Below are 20329 nucleotides of genomic sequence, written 5' to 3' on the forward strand. Positions count from 1 at the left end.
AAGTAAACCGGAGGCAGGAATAATAAATAATAAAGTAAACAGCTGCCAGGGTTAGTAATATTTCTAGTCAACACATAGCAGCTATTAGAGATAAACAAGTCAACCATTATTAGGGAAGTACAAAACCAATGGTTCCAAAGCCTTGAAACTAATGGTTCCAAGCTGCAGAAACTTTAGTTCCAAGCTGTAGAAACTCTGGTTTCAAGGTGATGAAACTGTAGTTTCAAGCGGTGGAAACTACTGAAAGCTATATATGCTTGGGTTATAAGGTAAGGCCGACTACAAAGTAGACTTGTTCTTCATAAGGATTGGCGATCACTTTTCCGAAGATCGGCAAAGAGAAAGTAGAGGTAATCTTTAGTTCTTTGGTGGCCGAAAGTCCGATGTTGACAACGTTGAATTTATCGGAATACATGCCGTCCCAAGGGGTAAAGCCTGCTTCAAGGGCAAGGTCCACCTTCTTTATACTGAACGGATAACTGAGTTCGCAGTAACTGGACCACGCACGTTTCCCGTTTTCGCGGTAATCATTCCCCGCAAATGTGGTGTACCAGCTGACTGAAAGCGGGAACTTTTCACTAATCATATATCCGGCACCGACTTCAAAAGTATGTCCGGTGGAGTGTGAACTGTAATTGAAGTACTTGAAAGGTTCTTCTTCCGTTTGCGTGAAGTAGTTGTTGGCGTATAAGGTCAGATTCCTGTATTCGTATTCCAATGACAAATCTATTTCATTATTCTTATGGCGAAATTCGGTCGAACCCCAGACGTAGGCGGTCAGTCCTTTCCAGTTGACGCCCAATGACGGTTGTACGCTGGCGTTACCGCTGTCCATACCTCTCCAAATGTAGCTGCTGACAAAATCCGCTGTTACAAAAACATCCTGTGCCTGTGCTAAAACGGAACAAAATAAGAGTGCAATCAGTAAAATTCGTTTTTTCATTTTGATGACTTTGTTGTATTCGGGCGGCAAAGATACGAATTGTTGACGAATCTGAAAGGGCCCGGAAACAGAAAAAGCATTCGGACAGGTGGTTAAACGGGAAGAGTAACCACCATTTTGCAGCCGGAAGTATAGCCGGTATCTATTCTGATCTGCCCTCCGAGCCGTTGTATGATGATGCGGCAGATGTACAGGCCAAGTCCGGTGCCCGGTTTGAAGTCATCTACTTTGGTGAAACGTTCGAACACCCATTCCTGCTTGTCGGCAGGGATGCCGATGCCCGTATCGGTGACGGAGATCACCAGTTGTCCTTTTTCTTTGTCGATGTTGCAGGTCAGTGTGATTGTTCCGCTTTCTGTAAACTTGGCGGAGTTACTTAGTAAATTGCCAATCACACGGGAGAGATAAAAGGCGTTTGTCTGTGCCGTCATTCCGTCTTTATCGCCTGTGATGATACATTCGATATTCGGCTTGGACAGAGTTTCCTTAAGTTTGGCCATTTCTTCAACACATAGTCCGTATACGTCGGTAGACTCCACAGGAAGAGGCAGTTCGGAGCTGACAAGCTGAGACAGCTCCAGCATATTGTCCATCAAAGAAGCTAACGCGGTAGAATTGCTTTGTATCAACTGCCGGAATTCTTGTCTGGTGGCCGTGTCTAAAGATTCATCGAAGATCAGTTCGGAGAATCCGGCGATTGAATTGAGCGGAGTACGTATTTCATGACAGATAGAGTTGAGGAAAGCCGTTTTCATCTTCTCGCTTTCGGTGGCTTTCATGCTTTGTTTTCTGACTTCTTCGTGCGCAGTCATTAGTGCGCAGTGCATTTTCTTCAGCCGTTTTACCATCGTTCGCTGATAGATGCTCCATCCGATTGCTGCCAGTAATAAGATAAAAGTACCGGTCAGTGCGATTTGTTTGTTTTTGTTGGCGAGTTTGCTCTTTTCCAGTTCCAGTTTGTTGACGTCGAAGCGGGTTTGCATTTCGATCATTTGTTGCTCTCTTTTTTGTGATTTATCCGACATCCGGTTCTTATTGCTTTCTTTTAAAGTCAGATATGCGTTTTTATAATCATTCAGTTTATAGTACAGACCGGCTTTCGCAATGAGTATAGGAACGAGGTTGACTGGTTGGAAATGGTCTGTTTGAGTGGCGGAATCAATGTAGGCTATCGCCTTTTTGTATTCGCCTATTGTCTGATAATATCTTGCTGTCGTCTCATAAGTGCTTTTTACAATCTTCTTTTTATTTGCTATCTGGATATATTTCTGATAATAGTCCTTTATCTCTTCTTTCGAAATAAGATCTGCCATGAAAATAATCTGCGAATATTTAGCCATGTAGTAATGTGATTCGTCCAGAAATTTCCGGTCGAAAGTCGTATTCAGATGATTCCATTGCTTGTGTAGCTCGATCATTTTGTTCACTTCGTCTACTGCCTTCTTGTTTTCAACAGTTGTATACAAGTCTGCCAGTTCGTAGTGGCACAATATTTCGAAGTGCACCCTGTCTTGCAAAGGATAAGGGGCTAGTATCTCCAGTGCGCGCTCTACGTAAGGAATGGCTTTGGAAACTTCATTGTATGAATGTGTCAGTACCGCTGAATAATCGAGTGATACTCCGGTCAGATATTCCCATTGAATTTGTTCTTCAGGTGTCATTTGTCCGTGATTTTCCTTTTTCAGCTTGTCCAGTTCCTGTTCGATTGTTTCCAGCGAATTGTTCTTTCGCATTTCCGCCCAGATGTTGTAACAATACAAGTAATACCGGAAAAGGGTGTTGTGTTCTTCCGGCAGATATTGTCGGGCGAAGGTTATATACTTTTCTACCTTCTCTTTGTTTTTGGAAGCATATCGTTGTATCAGATTATCGAGTGCGAGCTTCATCATATATTCGTCTTTGGCTTTTGCGGCCTCGGTGAGGGCTTTGTCCCAATATTGGGAGGAAATGTTGAGGCTGTCTACGTGGATATCCGCCAGATGAATATAGATAATGGCCCGTTGCCTGGCATCCGTGTCGTTTTGCAAGAGATTCTGCAGACTGTCGACGGAAGCCGTAACGGCGGAAGCACGTGCGATAGAGGGCGCTAGCAGGATAGCTCCGATGAGAAATAAGAATTGTATTTTTCGTGTGATCAGATTCTTGGACATATGATTAGATATTATTTGTTTTGGAATAAGGATATGTGAAAGTCAGTACGGGACCTTCCGGAGTATTCGGTTCAATCGTATATGTACCTTTGAAATATTCGATTGTCAGACGGTTGATGCTATGGCGTACTTCTGCTTTTTGTGTTTGCAGGGTCGGATCGGCTAACGGACTGTTGACTACCCGAAAGACAAATAGTTCCCGTTGCGTGTCACGTTCCAGATAGAGAGACACTTTCCTTTTCTCTTCACACGGGTCTGTGTAGATCAGTGTACTGAGAATCAATTGTGTGAATCGGGCGGTGTCTACTTGAAACGGCTGGCTTTCTATTTCCGTATGAAAGTCTGCCTGTATCTTATCTCCGCATCTCATGCGTACCATACCGAGAACGTCCGAGCACAAGGAGATGATTTCGTGCTCCTGTATCTGCCATTTCGTTCTGCCGGCCTCCAGTCTGGAGAGGTCGAGCACGTCGTTCACCAGTTGTATCAGTTCGGCGGAGTTGGTCTGGATAATCTCTGAATATTCTTTCCATTGGTCGGCATCCATGCTTTCCGGATCTGTAGTCATGAGTTGAGAAAACCCTAAGACGTTATTCAACGGGATGCGTATGTTATAGCTCATGTTAACAAGGAAGCGGCTTTTTACTTCGTTCGCTTCTTCCGCAATCTGGCTCATCTTGCGGATTTCCTCTTCTTCTTTCCTCAACTTCTTGCGTACATAATAGATACGTATGGTAGACGGAATCAGGATAAGCAGTGCGATGGCTATCAGAGTCAGTCCGGCATAATGAACCATTGCTTTGTACTGTTCTTTTTCAAGAAGCAGGTTGTCCATGTTGCGCATCTGATAGATTTCATTCGTCTGCGAGATGGATAGTGCCCGATAGAATGAGTCTTTTTTCGCCAGCAAACTTTGGAATAACGGGATTGCTTCATCCGCCTGTCCCGCCTCTGTAAGAATGCTTGCATGTTCTATTTTGTAGTTCAGCCCTTCGTTGTCCGATACTTCGGACAGGAGTTCGATAGCATTTTGAGAGTATGACAGGGCCTTTTCGTATTCTTTGGTAATCCGGTAATAATGGGAATACACATTATAATATAATCCCCGGCAAGGAATGTAAGTGGTAGGAGAGAAGTATTCATCCATCTTTTTCAGATGGGGGCGGGCTTCGTCCAGTGTGCCTTCATTCAGATAATAGTCGGCATAGAGAGACTCCAATAACAGGTAGCTGTATGCTTTGGGCGTCTGCTTTGCTTCTGATAGTGCGTCCAGCACTTTCTTGTATTCCTGCAGGTACTTCAGGAAGTTTTTGTTTCTAGTGGCGGAACAAGATAAGGCTATTTCTTGGAGCACGCTTTTGCGCGATTCCAGGGAGGCGGTGGGTGGCAGAAGGCGGTAGGCTTCGAATCCGGCCTCTTCGCCTTCTTTAAAGCGGGCGGTCATCATATAAGCAGTCATCAGGCATAGTTTGGCCGATGACATTCCTTGGGGATTGTTTAACTTTTGTGCCAGTTTAAACATCTCTTCGGCTTGGGTGATGCTATATTCTATTTTATGCTTTATGATATGTATGGTTATTTCTGCTCTTTTTCCTTCGAAGTATAAGCTGTAGGAGTTGTTTTTTAAAGCAACCGGAGAGAGCTTGTCCATCCAGATGACTGTGTTTTCTTCGTCTTGGTGGTTGAAGTAATAAACGACATGGGCATACAGAGCAAGACACTGATAATACTTGTTGTCCTGTGTGGTAGCTTCCTCCAATAATTTTCCCAGATAGTAGACGCAGGAAGGTGACATCGGGTCCAGATAAGCGAGTGAATAAAGCATCTCCAGCCGGGAAGAATCGGCCGGCAAAGTGTCCAGTATCTGAAGCAGACTGTCTTTGGCAGCTTCGTTATTGCTGGAGAGAGCCTTGCCGGTTCCTCCTGCCAGTACGATCAGTATGAAGAATATCCATAACCGTTTCATGACTGTGCCTCCTTTCCTTCTTTTGTGGGGTTGATGGGATGGGTGAAATAAAATCTGCATCCGGTGGTGTAGGCAGGGTCTATCCATATGCTGCCGCCGATCCGTTCAATGATCAGTTGGCAGATAGAGAGGCCGAGTCCGGTTCCCTGTGCTCCTTCGTTCAGTTTTTCAAAGCGGTTGAAAATGGAACTTTGCTTTTCCAGTGGGATTCCGCAACCGGTGTCGGTGACGGAGAAGAGCGCAAATTCTTCCGATTCCTGACGGACTTCCAGCGTGATACTTCCCTGCGGGGTGAACTTCGTGGCATTGATCAATAGGTTGATCAGTAACTGTTGCAGGCGTGAATCGTCAGTGTATAACTTTAGGGAAGTCAGCGATGTGTTGAAACGGAGCTCGGCTTGTGTCTGCTTTACTTTGTTGACGGTATCGATTACGTTATTGCAGATAGCGATAGCGTCACAATAGGTGAAGTTGAACTTCATGTTTCCGATCTCCAGATTGGAAAGGTCGATTACGTCATTTATTAGTTTTAGCAACAAGTCGGAGTTTTGCTGGATGATGTCGCCGCATTGGCGGCGTGTTTCGGCGTCGAGTGCCTGCTCGGTCAGCAGACTGGAGAAGCCGGAGAGGGCACTCAGCGGAGTCCGTATCTCATGGCTCATGTTGGAGAGGAAAAGACTTTTGGTCTGCATGGCATTCTCGGCGTTGAGTCGTGATTGCTCCATGCGGATTTTAGATTCCGCTATCTTCTTGTTTTGTTTTAATATGTGTATCACGAGGTAAATCATGATGCCCAGCACTATGACTCCTATTAAAATGCCGCCCATGAAAATACGGTTGAACTCGGCTTTATTCTCTACTTTCATCCGGTTTTCCTCATAAGATGCCCGAAGGCTGTTGATGCGGTGTGCATAGCTGGGAGCGACTACCGAATCGGTGACGATACTGATTTCTTCATACAGATGCGCCGCTTCTACTTTACTGCCCATTTCTATCAGTAAATTCGCTTTGGCATAAGCTACTTGCAGGTAGATGATGGAGCGCGTCTTTTGCCGGATGCCGGTCAGAATCTCATTGTAATACTGTAATGCAAGATTGTAGTTCCCTGTTGCTTCGTTATATCGTCCTTGCATATAATTGTAGGTGGTGCGATAATAAGGTTGCCTGTCCGAAAGGTAGATTTGCTCTGCTTGCAGCAGGCAGTTGTTCGCATTGCGCAGATCGTTCTTCTGGATATAGTAAGAAACATCTGTAGCAAGTGTCAGAAATTGCAGTGTCTGATGGGTCTGTATGGATTTTGATTCGGAAAGTATCTTTCTGTATTTCTCTGCTTCCTCTGTCCTTTGAGTCAGAATAAGCACCTGTATAAGTTTCAGGATAGTCATTTCTTTATAATGGTTGTTCTCCGAAGGCGAGGCGGGATAACGGATGGCTTCCTTATAAGAATCGATGGCTTCTTCGGGCATATTGGAGCAGAAATAGGCATCTCCGATAGCTGCGCTCGAAAGGGCTATTCCTAAATCATATCTCATTGTTTCTGCTTTTTCGTACATTTGCCGCGCTTCGTCGATTGCTTTCCCGATGTCTCCGCGCAGGGAGTAGATGTATACCACCAGTTGCCAGATGCTGAAAGACAGTTCCATCTTGTTTTCCTTTTCCAGTATAGGGCTCAGTTGCTGTCCCCAGGCGATAACGCTGTCTACCGGCGCGATGGAATCGTACGCAATGTTGTTTTCTATCAGGCGTTTCAAATTGGACAGTCGTTCGGTATTCAGGTTTACTGAATGTGAGGGGAGAATCCGGATAAACAGACCTATAGTAAATAATATATAGATATTTCTCTTCATTAAAAGTGGTGTTTTGTTGTATGTGTTATACTAGTTGCCAAAAATAAGCAAAAATCACAAAGAAGCGGTAGGTTGGCGGTGAATATTTCTCTCTTTGTGTTAATATACGTTGCTGCTTGTTCGTTTTATTGGTTCTGTTGCCGGCCATCCGGGAGCTGAGGCTTTATTCTGTGTGGATGTATATAAAAAAATCTGTCGGGGAGACTTCCCCGACAGATTTAACCAGTAATCTAAGTGAGTTTTTCAGAATGTGATGTCCATTTTCACTACAAAAGTACGGGGAGCGGCTACTGCCATCGGGCGGTAACTGTATTCTTTATTCAACAGGTTGTTGACCATGAATTGGAAGGCGACTTCTTTGGTCGCTTTTACCCCGAAGCGCAAGTCAACGGTGGCATAGTCTGTATTATGTTTTTTCCAGTAAGTAGCCAGTGTTTCTCCTCTCGATTTTCCGAAGAGGATCGTGCGTACATAGTCCATTAAGTCTTGTTGTTGCTTTTCACGTTCGTCCATCATGAGGTAGTCCACTGCCAGTATCTTGCTCTTCCATGCAAAGTTGGCACCCAGATTGATACGCTTCCATTGAAAATCGACCGTGGCTTTAAAGCTGTGCTTCGGGCGGTATTTCAGATATTTGCCTGTATTCGACTTCTCCTTCATCTGAAGGGCGTCGGTGTATAAATCTTCTATTTCATTACGTTCCTTGTAGTCGGCATCGCGGGGCTCAGTATATACATATCCCAGATTATAGAATAGTTTCGTATTCTTGTTGAAGTCATAAACGCCGTTTGTCGAAATCTCCATACCGTAGATTTGCGCTTTCGATACGTTGTGGAACTGTGCTCCGATACCGAAACCTTTGCCGTCCGTCACCATCTGGATGGCATCGCTGATGCTGTTGATCATGCTGTAGTCTGCGTTATTGAACAGTCCGAACTGAAATTCAACCATGTCTCTGTACTCGGTATAGAATCCGGCTACGTCTACAAATCCTTGGAAGTTGCCGATCTTGTATCCTTGCTTGAATCCCAGTTCGGCATTGTAACCTTTCTCCGGTTTGATGTCGAGGTTCGGATAGATACCTACTCCTCCGATGTCCTTGCGGAGATATTTCTCGTTGATGGACGGGTTGCGGTAACCTTGTCCGGCGCTGGCACGGATAAAGCTGTAATCGGCTAACTGATAGTTCAGTCCGGCACGGAACACGGGGCGGAACGGAACTTTGGCTCCGAATATTTTCGTTTCTGCTTCACGGTGATGGTTGTTCACACGATAATATTCGGCTCGTACCCCTGCCGATACGCTCAGGCGGTCCCAGAAGCGCTGGTCGTACTGGAAGAAGGCGGCTACATTATCGCTTTTGTACACCTGATCCATGATGGAAGAATTGTAGCGGACGTGCTCGTAAGTCATTCCGGTAGTGATCTGTGCGCCGCCGTCCCATTTCTTGTTGAATTGGTAGTCAAGATAATAATTATAGTTCTTGTCCGTTTTTGTCTTAGCGTTGTTTCGGGTCGGATTCATTACGTTGGATAGCCAGGGGATGAGATCACTGGGGACTTGTCCGTTTTGTATGCCGTTCATCAGGTCACTTGGCAGTCCGTTGTCCATCACCCACGAGATGAGGTCACAATAATCGGCGGTGGTGGCGTTGGGGAAGATGTTGCCCAAGGAAGTGAATACCCCGTTCATGGCATCTTCCAGATTATTGTTGATCAGACCGGAACCGATGCCGACCAATGCCGGGTAGAGCGAACTGTAATCGCCGCCTGCTATATTCTGTATAGTCTGGGCGTTCGTTCCCATATTCCCAAGAATATCAGTGATGGATGCTCCCTGACTGGGCTTGACTATGTTGTCGGCACTATGGTAGAAACGTCCTTTGATCTTGTGTGACGTTCCGTTTTCCGGATTTACGTAGTTGATGAACGGGTCGATGTGGAAGTTGTTTTCTTCGCGCCCCATGTTGGTGAAAGGAGAAGGTTTGTAAACTTCTGTTGGTGATCTCCAGATGAAGAAGTCTCCGTACTGATTGGAAAGAAAGTCAACATTTAGACCATAGTTCAATATCTTCATACCCATGTCCGGTTGATGATAAGTCAGGTTGCCGCCCATGCGGAAACGTTTGTTATATCCTTGCTGCCGGTATCCTTCATCGGTAAAGAGGTTAATGCTTCCGCTGACGTCAAAGTTGCCGATACGGCGGGAGTGGGAGAGATCGAATCCCTCATAAATAGGGTTTCGTATGCCGCTGAGAAGGTTTCCGCGCAGGATGGGTTTGACGGAATACTTGTCGTCTTTCCAGAAACTCTTGTCGCTCCATTGGTATTCGTCATTCTCGGCATCGCCATATATACCGATATAGGCGCTGAAGCGGGTTTTCGGTGTCAATCCCGGACGGGCGGTACGGATATTGATAATACCGTTGAGAGCAGACGAACCGTACAAAACGGATGAGGCTCCCTTGATTACTTCTATCTGTTCGATGTTTTCTAGAGGTACGGTGTTCCAGTTGATTTCTCCGGTTTTTGGATTTAGGGTGCTCATTCCGTCTACCAGAATCTGGCTGCGGGCACCTACTCCGTAGGTCCATCCGCTGCCGCCACGCATGGAAGGCTGTTTGTCCACAATGTCCACGCCGGGCAGCGTGCGGAGAGTAGAAGTGATATCTGTCGGTGCCTGACGGGCGATATCGCCCGCTTTCACCAAGTCCATGGATACGGTGACATTACTGAGCTTTTGCTCAAAGCGTCCGGCGCTTACCACTACCTCTTCCAGCAGCTTGGTACTTTCTTTCATGTACACGTCTTTAGTGATTACTTCACGTTTGCCGATAACAATGGGCATCAGAACGTCTTCATAACCGATATAGCTGAACACAAGGTCGACACCTCCCTCCGGAAGTTTGATTTCATACGCTCCGTTTATGTCGGACACGGTTCCTTGATTGCCGTGTAATTTGTACGTTACCGCTGCGCCAACCAAAGGTTCATTGGTATTGGCGTCATATATATGCCCTTTCAACGTTTGGGCAAAACTAGTCCCGAATCCGGCAAGGCAGATGAATAATGTCAGAATATATAGTTTCTTCATTGTTTCTGTAATTTATGTTTTTTTCTGGTGGAAAGTCTCATTCGTTTTTGTCTGTCAGGTCGAGTCCCAAGTCCAGTTGGGTGATGATAGACCAGTTGTCATACAGTGGACCTAAATAGGAATTGTACAACATCGGACCGAAGTTAGGAATACCTTCCATCACTGGCTGAAGATGGGGGATGAAGGCAATGAGAGGACTCAGCGCTTCCCTGTTCAGATAGATATGCGTATGTCCGTTTTCCTTTTCTATCTGCATGGGGATGCCTTCCTTTATCCATGAGAAGAACATCTGAAAACTTTGGTGATCCATATTGGCGATCATAGATAATAAAGAGTTGTCCAATGATTCGCTCACAACTCCCAGTAGAGTCTTCAGTAAGAAAGGATTGGATTTCAGGATAGCATCTGCAATGCCTGCTATCAGATGAGCATCGACCGTCTGTCCCTGCCCTTGCATGACCAGGCTGATAATGCCCGGAAGGTTCAGTTTGACATAGAGAAGGTCATTTTTCAGATACCAGAAAGCCAGTCCCCGGGGAGACTCTGCATAATTGCGTCCCTGGGTTGCGGCAGTAATATCATCGGCAGACAATGTATTGAACATTAACTTCATCATAATGAAATTAATGACTTGTTGCTGGGATGCGGGATTATCCATGTCGATTTCGCTGAACTTCTGTTCCCCCAATTGCAGTTCGTCCGATGTATATTCGGCTGTAATGTTTCCGTCGGATTCCAGAGTGACACTTTTGAGTAATTGCGGCAGGAGGTATCCTCCCATGCCTTTTATAATAACGGATACGGTTGCGTACAAACTTCCCGCCTCCTTTACCATCTCTAAATCCATGTCGGTATAAAGGGCTGCTGTCAGTATCTGATTGTCCGACTCTCCCCATTCATATTCGCCGGTCGTCTGATTGCGTATGACATCTTTTCCTCTGCCGCGTGTCAGTTCGCTCATCTGATAAGTTTTCATCCATTGATTTTGCGGCATCGTTACATTCAAGTCCAGTTTCATTGTTTTCGGAGTAATGGAGCCGGCGTATTTCACGGTTGCTCCCGCACCCGAAACTGTTTCTCCGCTGAACGTATAGTTGTCTTCCTGCTCTGATAAGTTTATCCGGAATGATGTCTCTTTTTCTCCTGGAATGATATCGTTTAATGTCAATGTTCCTTTTTTACTGTCTTCCGTCTGAAAGCTGACGGTTTTTCCGATTAACTTTTCTCCGCTGTAGGTCAGGTCCAGAGTGGATGGTTTGATATACGAGCCATATTCCTGACTGAGTTCGCCTGGCCAGAACAGCTTGTCATTGTAGGTTTCTTCGCAAGATGTAAGGAAGAATGTTGTACAAGCTACATAAAATAGTTTTCGTAATGTTTTCATTCTCTTTTTTGTTTTTATTTCAACGTATTTATTAAAACATTGCAAATGTCGGTTAATATTGTTTCTACATCAAGCTCTATTCTTGGTATTCGATGTTCTATTTTAACTATTTTATATGCACGTGTATTTGAATAGATAACTGTAATGTTCTCTTTTAAATAATAGATGTTCTGTTTTTCATATTTTAATAAAGAACTTGGAGGAAATTCGAATGGAAAAAGATATCTTTGTGGAACTAAATTTCTTAATTATGATTATAGATGATGCTCTTCCTAAGTTTGATCTTCCGGTCGATTTTGTTACAGATGACAGCATAACCGGCGATATTCTGAATCAATACGGTCGTTTTCCCTGCCATATAAAGGCGGGAGTCTTTGTTCTTTGCACGCGGGGAACTGTACGTGCCACTATCAACCTGTCCGAGTATACCATTACCCATAATGACTTTGTGACTGTCCTCCCCGGATCATTCATACAGATTCACGAAGTATCTTCGGATACCCGTGTTTGCTTTGCGGGCTTTTCTTCGGAATTTATCTCCCGTGTGAGTTATGTAGAGACCTATCTGGATTTTCTCCCTATGATTTTGGACAATCCTATTATGGCATTACAGGAAGAGGTAGCGCAATTATACCGAAACGCTTTCAGCCTGCTTATCCGTGCCTATTCTTTACCGAACACCCTGGATAACAAAGAAATATTAATGTCTATTTTTACTATATTCTTTCAGGGGGTGGGTGAGTTGTATAAACGCTGTAAGCCGACTACCAACGAACCTATCAAGCGGGAACATGAACTTTATCGCCAGTTTATCCAGTTGCTGATGACTCACTATACACAGGAACACGAAGTTTCTTTTTATGCGAAGAAGTGCGGAGTAACTCCGGCTCATTTTTCCGGTGCCATCCGTAAAGCCAGCGGGCATAGTCCACTGGCGATTATCACGGGAATTATTATCATGAATGCCAAGGCACAATTGAAGTCAACCCGATTGCCGGTGAAGGAAATTGCTTTTTCATTAGGATTTAATAATCTTTCCTTTTTTAATAAATATTTCCGTAAACATGTGGAAATGACTCCACAGGAATATCGGGAATGCTAATGGATGACGGTGGTTAGACCGATGATGGATGGGGATGCTCCGGAGGATGGTAAAACAGCAGTTTACCGTTGAAATAAGTCCTTTGGTCGATTATTTTTGTGGAGAAGAAGTAACGGTTCTATCTTTGTATCAGTAATTTGGAACAATGAAGCATGGAAAGACTGCGTAAACAACAATTGCTGGAGCAGAGCATTTATGGGGCTATCTGGACTGTTATTTTTCTTCTCCCACTGATAGGCGGATACTTTGCCGTCAGTGGTGGACTCGAAAAAGAAGAAATCCGTGTAATTGTTCATGATTCGTGGTTGAGCATCCTTCCTTTTTTCGTCTTGTTTCTGTTGAATAATTATGGATTAGTTCCGTATTTCCTGTTTAAGAAAAAGTACTGGTATTATATTATTTCTTTGGTTTTTCTAATCTCTACTGCTTGTTGGGTTATTCCTGATCCCTCTATGGAGCGTTTTCCAAAGGAATTCAGATATAGAGATCTTCGCAAGGGTAAAGGAAAAAGTCAGAGAGACCTGATTATTAAGATGAGAGAGAAAGCTCGGCAGGAAGAGTCTGTTCATTGGGAAGCGCCTCAGGCAAACGATCCGGTTTTGGAAAAACCGCAACGACCGGGCGGCTTCTCTAAACCGACTCTTTATCCCATTCCTCCCTTCACCATCCGTTACCTTATTCATTGTATAATTGCTTTTTTGATGATAGGCTTTAATATTGCCGTCAAACTGTTTTTTAAATCCTTTCGTGATGAGGAAATGCTGAAAGAACTGGAGCATCAGCGTTTACAGTCTGAATTGCAATATCTGAAGTATCAGATAAATCCGCATTTCTTTATGAATACATTGAATAATATCCATGCACTAGTGGATATTGATACGGGAAAGGCTAAGAGTACGATTGTAGAACTTTCTAAACTCATGCGCTATGTGCTTTATGAGGCCAGTAATAAAACCATTCTGCTTTCGCGCGAGGTTCAGTTTCTGGAGAATTATGTCACTTTGATGAGTTTGCGCTATCCTGAGAAAGTTTCTATTGAAAAGAATTTCCCTCTCGAAGTGCCCGAAGTTCAAATTCCTCCTTTACTTTTTATTTCTTTTGTGGAGAATGCTTTTAAACATGGAGTGAGCTACAGGAAAGAGTCATTTGTTCATGTTGTGATGCAACTGGAAGAAGGAAACCGCCTTGCTTTCAGATGTACCAATAGCACGGGGACTTCGTCTAACGAGCAACATCACGGCATCGGTCTGGAGAATATACGCAAACGGTTGCGGTTGTTGTTTGGTAATGATTACACCCTCTCCATTACTGAGGAATATGATAAATTTGATGTCTTACTTATTATACCTTTATTATAATGAAATGTATAGCGATTGATGACGAGCCTTTGGCATTGAAGCAATTAACGGATTATATATCCCGTGTTCCTTTTCTATCTTTAGTCAAGTCCTGTCAGGATGCTTTTGAGGCGATGAAGGTGTTGGCAGACGAAGAGATAGACTTGATATTTGTGGATATCAATATGCCCGATTTGAATGGACTGGATTTTATCCGCTCTTTAATCAGCCGTCCGATGGTGATCTTTACTACTGCTTATTCTGAATATGCGGTAGACGGTTTCAAACTGGATGCTGTCGATTATTTATTGAAGCCGTTTGAATTTCAGGATTTGCTGAAAGCAGCGGATAAGGCACGAAAACAGTACGAATACCGAATGTTGGAACAGCAGGGAGAACTGGGAAATAGTTCGCAGATCAAAGGAGATTCCTTGTTTGTAAAGAGTGACTACAAAGTGGTGCGCATTGATGTGAAAAATATCCGGTATATTGAAGGGATGAGCGAATACGTGCGTATCTTTATAGAAGGAGAAGATAAACCGGTCATAACCCTTGCCAGTCTTCAAAAAATGGAGGAACGGCTTCCAACGTATTTTATGCGGGTACATCGTTCTTACATTGTCAATCTGCGTAGGATAACCGAAGTTTCCCGGCTTCGTATCATCTTTGATAAAAATACATATATTCCTGTTGGTGATAATTATAAGGAGAGATTTGCGGAGCATATCAGCAAGCTGAGTTTCTCTTAAGTATTTGGCTGTTTACAGTATAGAAGAGAACATCATTAAACATAAAAGCTCCGGAAGTCATCTTAACTTCCGGAGCTTTTATGTTTAAATAAGAGTGAATCTTTATTTGATACCTAGTTTCTTTGCAATTTCTTTAGGCAGTGCATCTTTGTGTACCAGGATATTCATTGTTTTGTAAGCAACGAATGCTTTGGATGCATACCAGATACCTTTGTACTTACCACTTGTACCCCAAGAGTTCTTTACCATAAAGTATTCTTTTCCATTCTGATCTTTGGCGATACCGTAGATTACCATTCCGTGGTCATCTGTAGTTTCCCAGTTGTCGAAAGCAGTCTGGCGCATTTCCTGAGTGATTTCCATTTCCGGAAGCGGTTTGGAAGTCAGTTCTTTGCGTTTATCGGCAGCAGTCAGACCTGTCCAGCGAGCCATATCCGAGCCGGTAAGTTCTGCCCCTTTGGCAGCATCCGGCATTACGGCAACACCGTCACGGGTGAAACCTTGTTCGCTGACGTCACTACCCCATGCGAATGTATATCCTTGCTTTACAGCGTTGTCCATTACAGCCATGAACTCGTCGAGCGGAAGATTGTAGGACAGACCATTACGCCAGTTGTCCTGAATCTCGATAGCGAATTGAGAATAGAAAGGATGGTGTGTATATGAAGTCAGTGATACATAATCTTCAGCTTTCAGTCCGAGTGATTCAGCGAAAGTCTTCGGAGTATATTCCTTGCCTTTGTAAGTGAAATTCTCCGGGCACGCTCCCAAATAAGTATCGTAGATGGCGCTAAGACCTTTCTTCCATACCGGAGTCAGTTTAGTAAGTTTACCTTTGGCGATTGCATTGATGTATCCTTCTGCAACAGCGTCCAGTTCATTGTGTACCGGCAGTGTATCACCATACATGATACCCGGCATTGCTTCTTGCGGAACCAGTCCGTAATTCTTCATACAATAGATGATGTCATAGAAACTTCCGCCGGGAGAGAAAGAACTGTCGCCATGATAGCGTACATAGTTTGTTCCGCGGTCTTCCATTGTTTTGTGTACAACAAACATTTCCGAAAGGTCGTATTCGCCTTTACCCAAACGTAGTAGTTCTGATTCCAGGAATCCCAAAGCAGAGAAACTCCAGCAAGTACTCGAACGATTCTGGTTTTTGATAGAAGTAATCGGATTTTCTTTCACTGTTGTGAAAACGAAGCCCTCTTCGGGTTTTGCGTCTTGTGCCATTGCGCTTAGGCTGAACAGGCCTAAGGCAGCGATAAGGATACTCTTTTTCATTCTGATGAAATTAATATTAAATTGTTTTGGTTACAAAGATATGGATTCCTTGGAGGAATTCCATATTCTTGCATAGATTTTGCATAAAAAAAGAGTAGAAAATGCTGTATCCCACCTTCTTTACTATATAAAAAGAGGAAAAGGCAATCGTATGTGATCACCTTTTCCTCTTTTTACATTTATTTTATTTTGATCCCGAGACTTTCTAAATCATCTAGAGTAACAGTATAACTCTCTCCGCTTTTCATCCGTTTCATTACTAACTGTCCGACTTGTTCGGCATCCCTTTTCTCCATGAAAGGTTTTTTACCGGAAACACTGGGTATGAAAGGCTGAAAAATCGTTATATGATTATTGTGAGATATTTGATAGCCATATCCTCCGTTTACCTCAATCACTTCCATTGAAAAAGAAGAGGCAGAAGAATCTGTTTTAGAAAAAGATGTTTTGGAAAAAGACAGACAAACGATTACTATCAATATTCCTGTAACAGAGCATCCGAGTATCTTTCTCTTAGTCATTCTCTTCCCATTCATATGGATGTAACTCCCATGTATCGTCATAATAATAGCTGCTGCTGCCTCCGGTAGTGATAATACCTCGTCTGCCGGTAGCGAAACAAACCGCTTTGATGCGTGAACTTCCTTCGAAAGGAGTGTAGTCAAAATCATCTTCCGTTTCACTGCTGCGCCATAAGTCTTTAGCAGGATCGTATATCCAGTAGTTACTTCGGAAGCTACCGGAGGCTGTTTGTCCTAAAGTGATATATGCCTGATCGTCTATAATAAAAGCACAGCCGTAGGTGCGGGTGATTGATTTGTAATCGTCATCATAGTCGTCACTGCTCTGGTCTGTAATGTCACGGAGACGTACCCATTTGTTCTCTTCACTTTTGCTGGGATCGAACTTCCAGAAGTCATCGACATCCTTACCATTGTTTGTTCCTCCGACAATGTAGGCGACATTATCGATAATAAAGGAGAGTCCGCCGGTTCTTTTCTGACCGCCGAATCCGTTGACGATAGTCCATTGGCTGCCGGAAGCGGCTGTCGGATCAAAGCGGTAAAAGTCCTTGGTCTGTTTATCATCTTTAGACTGACCGGTGCCTACATAACCGTAATTACCGATAGCGAAGGCTATGGCGTTGATTCGGGCATCTCCGGGGTAGTCATCCATCTGTTTCCAGGTGTCCGTTGCCGGTTCATATTCCCATGTATCTTTTAAATATGCATATCCTCCGGTATGTAGTGGATCGTCATCTCTGTATACGGTATATTCCGTAGTCACATATCCTTTGGAGTTGATCGCAAATCCGACAGCCCCGTTCCGGGCCGCCGCCTCTTCGGGAAGGTCGGCACATTGCGTCCACCAGTCGTTATCGATATTATATTCCCAACAGTCTCTTTCCCGCTGGTCTTTTCCCCGATATCCACCGCACAAATATCCCCGGTTATCTATCACAAATCCGGCTGCGTCCTCCCTTGCCCTTCCGTCGAAATCAGAACGGCGATACCACACACCTAATGTGTCGTCATCATCATCTGAACATGAGAACATGGATAGCATAGCTATTGATACTAATAACAGTTGTAGTTTTTTCATTATTTCCATTCGTTTTATTACGTTTTAAACTTGGGGCAAATGTAGCTATCAATGCGGTTGAAGAAAAAAGATATCGACAAATAGCCCTATTTTCTCTATCGAACAAAACCGAGTCTATAAATAGCGGGAAATAGTCGATTAATTTTGGGGATGCTTTCCTAAAGGGGTTCCTTTGCAACTCAAAAATAATATTCATTATGAGACTATTAATTACACTTTTTTATTCATTACTCTTATTTTGTACAATATTCTCCTGTAGGGATGAATCTTCTTCCATTGGAAGTAAATGGGTAGAGAGTTCTTTTATAAATGTAGTGACAAATACGTGTATGGTGACTCTGAGCACATTATTAGCCGACTCGCTGGCAACTTCGGGAGATACGATCTGCCAGATCGGGCGATTTAAGGATGCTCTTTACGGAGAAATAAAAACTTCGTTTTATGCAGAATATCAAGTACCTTCTCACTCACTTAATGAGACTACTGACTATCAGTTTGACTCTATCACGTTCAAATGGTATACTTCCGGGGATTATCTGGGGGATACGCTGGTCTATCATCGTATTGACTTATATAGTTTATCGCAAGGACTCTCTCTGGAAGATAACGGTTACCTGTTTAATAAGACCAACGTTAGCTATAATCAGAATAATCATCTTGGTTCTGTTTCTATACGTCCTACACCCGGCTATCGGAACGAGTTACATGAAACGCGCCTGCCTGACGAATGGGGAAAGAAGTGGTTTAATTTAATGCTGGAAGATGATGAATGTATGGAGTCTCAGGATCGTTTCCGGGCTTTCTTCAAAGGAATAGCTTTTATTCCCGATGAAAACGGGACGTGCATTAACGGCTTTCAGGTGAACGATTCGAGTTTTTGTATTACCCTTTATTATCATGAACTGAAAGAGAAGCCTACGGAACAGACCTTAGTGTTCAATGCCAGCACTTCACTGAACTACACCAAGGTGGAACATGACCGTACTAATACTCCTTTGGAGAATCTCAAGGCAGGAACAGATTATGAACTGCCTTCTTCCGAGAGCGAACATCAGGTGTATCTGCAAGGGCTGACCGGTATGTATATCAATATCGAATTTCCCTATCTGAATAATCTGAATCAGACCGGAAGGCTTGTTTCCATTGAAAGTGCAGTACTCAAGCTATATCCTATCAAGGGTACGTATAACGGAAAGTATCCATTACCGAAATCGTTGTCTCTTTATACGGCAGACCAGAATAACGCCACTCAGAGTGTCATTACTGACATCTCGGGAAATACCGTACAAACGGGAAGCCTGGTGGAAGATAATGTCTATTATGAAGATACTCACTATTCGTTTGATATCACCTCGTTTATTCAGAATAATCTGGGGACGGCGGGGGAGAGCCGTGAGAAACTGCAAATATTCCTCTCTGACAATGCTTTTTATAATACCGTTCAGGGAGTGGTGCTGGGAGATAGCAAACACCCTGTGAATGACCATGATAATAATGTATCACTCACTATTTATTATAAGACATATACGAAATGAAAAGAAGAGTTTTATCTATCCTTACTACTAGGTGCGAACTTATTGAATGTAGCTGCCCAAAATATGACGAGTTCTCCGGTTTCCATGTTCGGACTCGGCGAATTGTCTACCGGAGAAGGCGGAATTTATTCAGGCTTGGGGGGAGTTGGTATTGCATTGCGTGGAGAAAATGTGATTAATGATGCCAATCCGGCTTCTTTAACGGGATTATTGCCGCAGTATTTCTTTTTCGATTTGGGTGTCAGCGGGTCTTATCTGAAATATTCACAGTCAGGAACGAGCAATCATTCTCTGAATGGCAATCTTAATAATTTGGCTGTTGGATTCCGTATAGCTCCCCGTTGGTATGGAGCTATTTTTATGGCTCCTGTCAGTAGTGTAGGGTATGCCATATCGCTCGATCAGGATGTGGCGGGTACGGACGGAAGTACGGTGACTTCACTTTTCCAAGGTGAGGGAGGGTTATCCAAAATGGGCATCAGTGTTGCGCACGAACTGTGGAAAGGGTTTTCACTGGGTGCTAACTTTTCTTATGTGGGAGGAAGTATTTCACAAACAGAAACTCAAGGGAGTGCAACAGAAAGTAATAGTTCGCATAAACATACGATTTATGCCGATTTCGGATTACAGTATACCTATAAGTTGGATCATTACCGTTCGGCGGTAGCAGGAGTTGTATATGGATATTCTCAAGACTTGATGCAGGATAATGATCATGTGGTGAGCAGTAGCAGTTCCAGCGGAAGCATTGAAGAAAAAGGAAAAAAGTATCGCACTTGTTTGCCGCAGTTTATCGGATTCGGAGCGTCTTACACTACGTTGCGCTGGATGGCTTCCATCGACTATAAGTTTGTTGACTGGAGTCGGTTGGAGTCTTCGCATTCCAGTATAAGTTTTCGTAATCAACATCGTTTGATGTTGGGAGGCAGCTATACATTGGGGAACCCTTATAGTAAACCGGTACGTTTATTGCTTGGAGCAGGTATGGGAAATTCATATATTTCAGTGCATGATAAGACGACAACGAATTATTATCTGAGTACCGGACTTAATTTTGAGTTTCGTAGCCGCAGTACGCTTTCTTTAGGAGTGAAATATACAGATCAACTGAAGGTGACTTCGGGGAGATTTAAAGAGCAGAAACTTTCTTTTTTTCTGAATCTGACTTTCTCGGAAAAGACTTATAAGGCAAAATTGAAGTAACTGGCGGGGTACTTTCTTTATTTGGCGGATAGGGAGATCATTTATAATATAGAGGTAGGTGTGTCAAAAGTAACTAAACTCTCCTCCTTCGGGAAGGAGGGGAATTTAGTTACTTTTGACACACCTACCTC

The 20329-nt window shown here is 43.6% G+C and carries 13 protein-coding genes and 1 pseudogene; 5 read left to right on the top strand and 9 right to left on the bottom strand.

Annotation, left to right across the window (positions count from 1 at the left end):
- Positions 1-262: 262 nt before the first annotated feature.
- The 6 genes from NBH01_RS18765 to NBH01_RS18790 form a co-directional block, all read right to left on the bottom strand.
- Positions 263-943: a hypothetical protein gene (locus NBH01_RS18765; protein WP_011107993.1), complete on the bottom strand. Its 681-nt coding sequence runs from the start codon at positions 941-943 to the stop codon at positions 263-265.
- 92 nt (positions 944-1035) lie between these two features.
- Positions 1036-3093, bottom strand: coding sequence for a sensor histidine kinase (locus NBH01_RS18770; RefSeq protein WP_250700217.1), 2058 nt, complete (start codon positions 3091-3093; stop codon positions 1036-1038).
- A 4-nt stretch (positions 3094-3097) separates the two neighbouring features.
- Positions 3098-5059: a tetratricopeptide repeat-containing sensor histidine kinase gene (locus tag NBH01_RS18775; protein ID WP_225679025.1), complete on the bottom strand. Its 1962-nt coding sequence runs from the start codon at positions 5057-5059 to the stop codon at positions 3098-3100.
- A complete protein-coding gene (locus NBH01_RS18780; RefSeq protein ID WP_151209129.1) occupies positions 5056-6906 on the bottom strand; it encodes a tetratricopeptide repeat-containing sensor histidine kinase in 1851 nt (616 codons plus the stop codon). The genes NBH01_RS18775 and NBH01_RS18780 overlap by 4 nt, the downstream gene beginning before the upstream one ends.
- A gap of 243 nt (positions 6907-7149) precedes the next feature.
- Positions 7150-9999, bottom strand: coding sequence for a TonB-dependent receptor (locus NBH01_RS18785; RefSeq protein ID WP_055229529.1), 2850 nt, complete (start codon positions 9997-9999; stop codon positions 7150-7152).
- Positions 10000-10036: 37 nt separating this feature from the next.
- The gene (locus tag NBH01_RS18790) at positions 10037-11383 is read right to left on the bottom strand and encodes a DUF4925 domain-containing protein (RefSeq protein WP_195591812.1); all 1347 of its coding nucleotides are present in this window, start codon (positions 11381-11383) and stop codon (positions 10037-10039) included.
- 250 nt (positions 11384-11633) lie between these two features.
- On the opposite strand from NBH01_RS18790, the gene NBH01_RS18795 reads away from it, so the two are divergent.
- From NBH01_RS18795 to NBH01_RS18805, 3 genes are all read left to right on the top strand, one after another.
- Positions 11634-12485 carry a helix-turn-helix domain-containing protein gene (locus tag NBH01_RS18795; protein ID WP_061473498.1) on the top strand — a complete coding sequence of 284 codons (852 nt, stop codon included), beginning with the start codon at positions 11634-11636 and terminating at the stop codon, positions 12483-12485.
- Positions 12486-12637: 152 nt separating this feature from the next.
- Positions 12638-13843, top strand: coding sequence for a sensor histidine kinase (locus NBH01_RS18800; protein ID WP_250700218.1), 1206 nt, complete (start codon positions 12638-12640; stop codon positions 13841-13843).
- Positions 13843-14571, top strand: coding sequence for a LytR/AlgR family response regulator transcription factor (locus tag NBH01_RS18805; RefSeq protein WP_225679023.1), 729 nt, complete (start codon positions 13843-13845; stop codon positions 14569-14571). The genes NBH01_RS18800 and NBH01_RS18805 overlap by 1 nt, the downstream gene beginning before the upstream one ends.
- Positions 14572-14673: 102 nt before the next feature.
- Here the strand turns inward: NBH01_RS18805 and NBH01_RS18810 are convergent, their stop codons facing one another.
- The 3 genes from NBH01_RS18810 to NBH01_RS18820 all read right to left on the bottom strand — a co-directional run bounded on the left by NBH01_RS18810 (position 14674) and on the right by NBH01_RS18820 (position 17460).
- On the bottom strand, positions 14674-15858 hold the full coding sequence (locus tag NBH01_RS18810) for a C1 family peptidase (protein WP_008767754.1): 1185 nt from the start codon (positions 15856-15858) through the stop codon (positions 14674-14676).
- 179 nt (positions 15859-16037) lie between these two features.
- Positions 16038-16379: a DUF4907 domain-containing protein gene (locus NBH01_RS18815; protein ID WP_195381121.1), complete on the bottom strand. Its 342-nt coding sequence runs from the start codon at positions 16377-16379 to the stop codon at positions 16038-16040.
- Positions 16372-17460 (bottom strand): Kelch repeat-containing protein, encoded by a 1089-nt coding sequence (locus NBH01_RS18820; protein ID WP_225679021.1) that lies wholly within the window; start codon positions 17458-17460, stop codon positions 16372-16374. The genes NBH01_RS18815 and NBH01_RS18820 overlap by 8 nt, the downstream gene beginning before the upstream one ends.
- Positions 17461-17657: 197 nt before the next feature.
- On the opposite strand from NBH01_RS18820, the gene btbamH2 reads away from it, so the two are divergent.
- Together btbamH2 and btbamG2 are read left to right on the top strand one after the other, a co-directional pair.
- Positions 17658-18995, top strand: coding sequence for a protein BamH2 (gene btbamH2, locus NBH01_RS18825; protein WP_250700219.1), 1338 nt, complete (start codon positions 17658-17660; stop codon positions 18993-18995).
- Positions 18992-20198: pseudogene (gene btbamG2 / locus NBH01_RS18830) on the top strand (protein BamG2). The gene btbamH2 and the pseudogene btbamG2 overlap by 4 nt, the downstream one beginning before the upstream one ends.
- The last annotated feature ends 131 nt before the right edge of the window (positions 20199-20329 follow it).

Origin of the sequence: Bacteroides sp. B1-V-101, from assembly GCF_023656585.1 — a bacterium.
Taxonomy (GTDB): Bacteria; Bacteroidota; Bacteroidia; order Bacteroidales; family Bacteroidaceae; genus Bacteroides; species Bacteroides thetaiotaomicron.

Coding starts and splice junctions, on each gene's coding strand:
- NBH01_RS18800 (WP_250700218.1), top strand. CDS start 12,638: ATGGAAAGACTGCGTAAACAACAATTGCTGGAGCAGAGCATTTATGGG.
- NBH01_RS18795 (WP_061473498.1), top strand. CDS start 11,634: ATGATTATAGATGATGCTCTTCCTAAGTTTGATCTTCCGGTCGATTTT.
- NBH01_RS18820 (WP_225679021.1), bottom strand. CDS start 17,460: ATGAAAAAACTACAACTGTTATTAGTATCAATAGCTATGCTATCCATG.
- NBH01_RS18765 (WP_011107993.1), bottom strand. CDS start 943: ATGAAAAAACGAATTTTACTGATTGCACTCTTATTTTGTTCCGTTTTA.
- NBH01_RS18815 (WP_195381121.1), bottom strand. CDS start 16,379: ATGACTAAGAGAAAGATACTCGGATGCTCTGTTACAGGAATATTGATA.
- NBH01_RS18790 (WP_195591812.1), bottom strand. CDS start 11,383: ATGAAAACATTACGAAAACTATTTTATGTAGCTTGTACAACATTCTTC.
- NBH01_RS18810 (WP_008767754.1), bottom strand. CDS start 15,858: ATGAAAAAGAGTATCCTTATCGCTGCCTTAGGCCTGTTCAGCCTAAGC.
- btbamH2 (WP_250700219.1), top strand. CDS start 17,658: ATGAGACTATTAATTACACTTTTTTATTCATTACTCTTATTTTGTACA.
- NBH01_RS18785 (WP_055229529.1), bottom strand. CDS start 9,999: ATGAAGAAACTATATATTCTGACATTATTCATCTGCCTTGCCGGATTC.
- NBH01_RS18780 (WP_151209129.1), bottom strand. CDS start 6,906: ATGAAGAGAAATATCTATATATTATTTACTATAGGTCTGTTTATCCGG.
- NBH01_RS18770 (WP_250700217.1), bottom strand. CDS start 3,093: ATGTCCAAGAATCTGATCACACGAAAAATACAATTCTTATTTCTCATC.
- NBH01_RS18805 (WP_225679023.1), top strand. CDS start 13,843: ATGAAATGTATAGCGATTGATGACGAGCCTTTGGCATTGAAGCAATTA.
- NBH01_RS18775 (WP_225679025.1), bottom strand. CDS start 5,059: ATGAAACGGTTATGGATATTCTTCATACTGATCGTACTGGCAGGAGGA.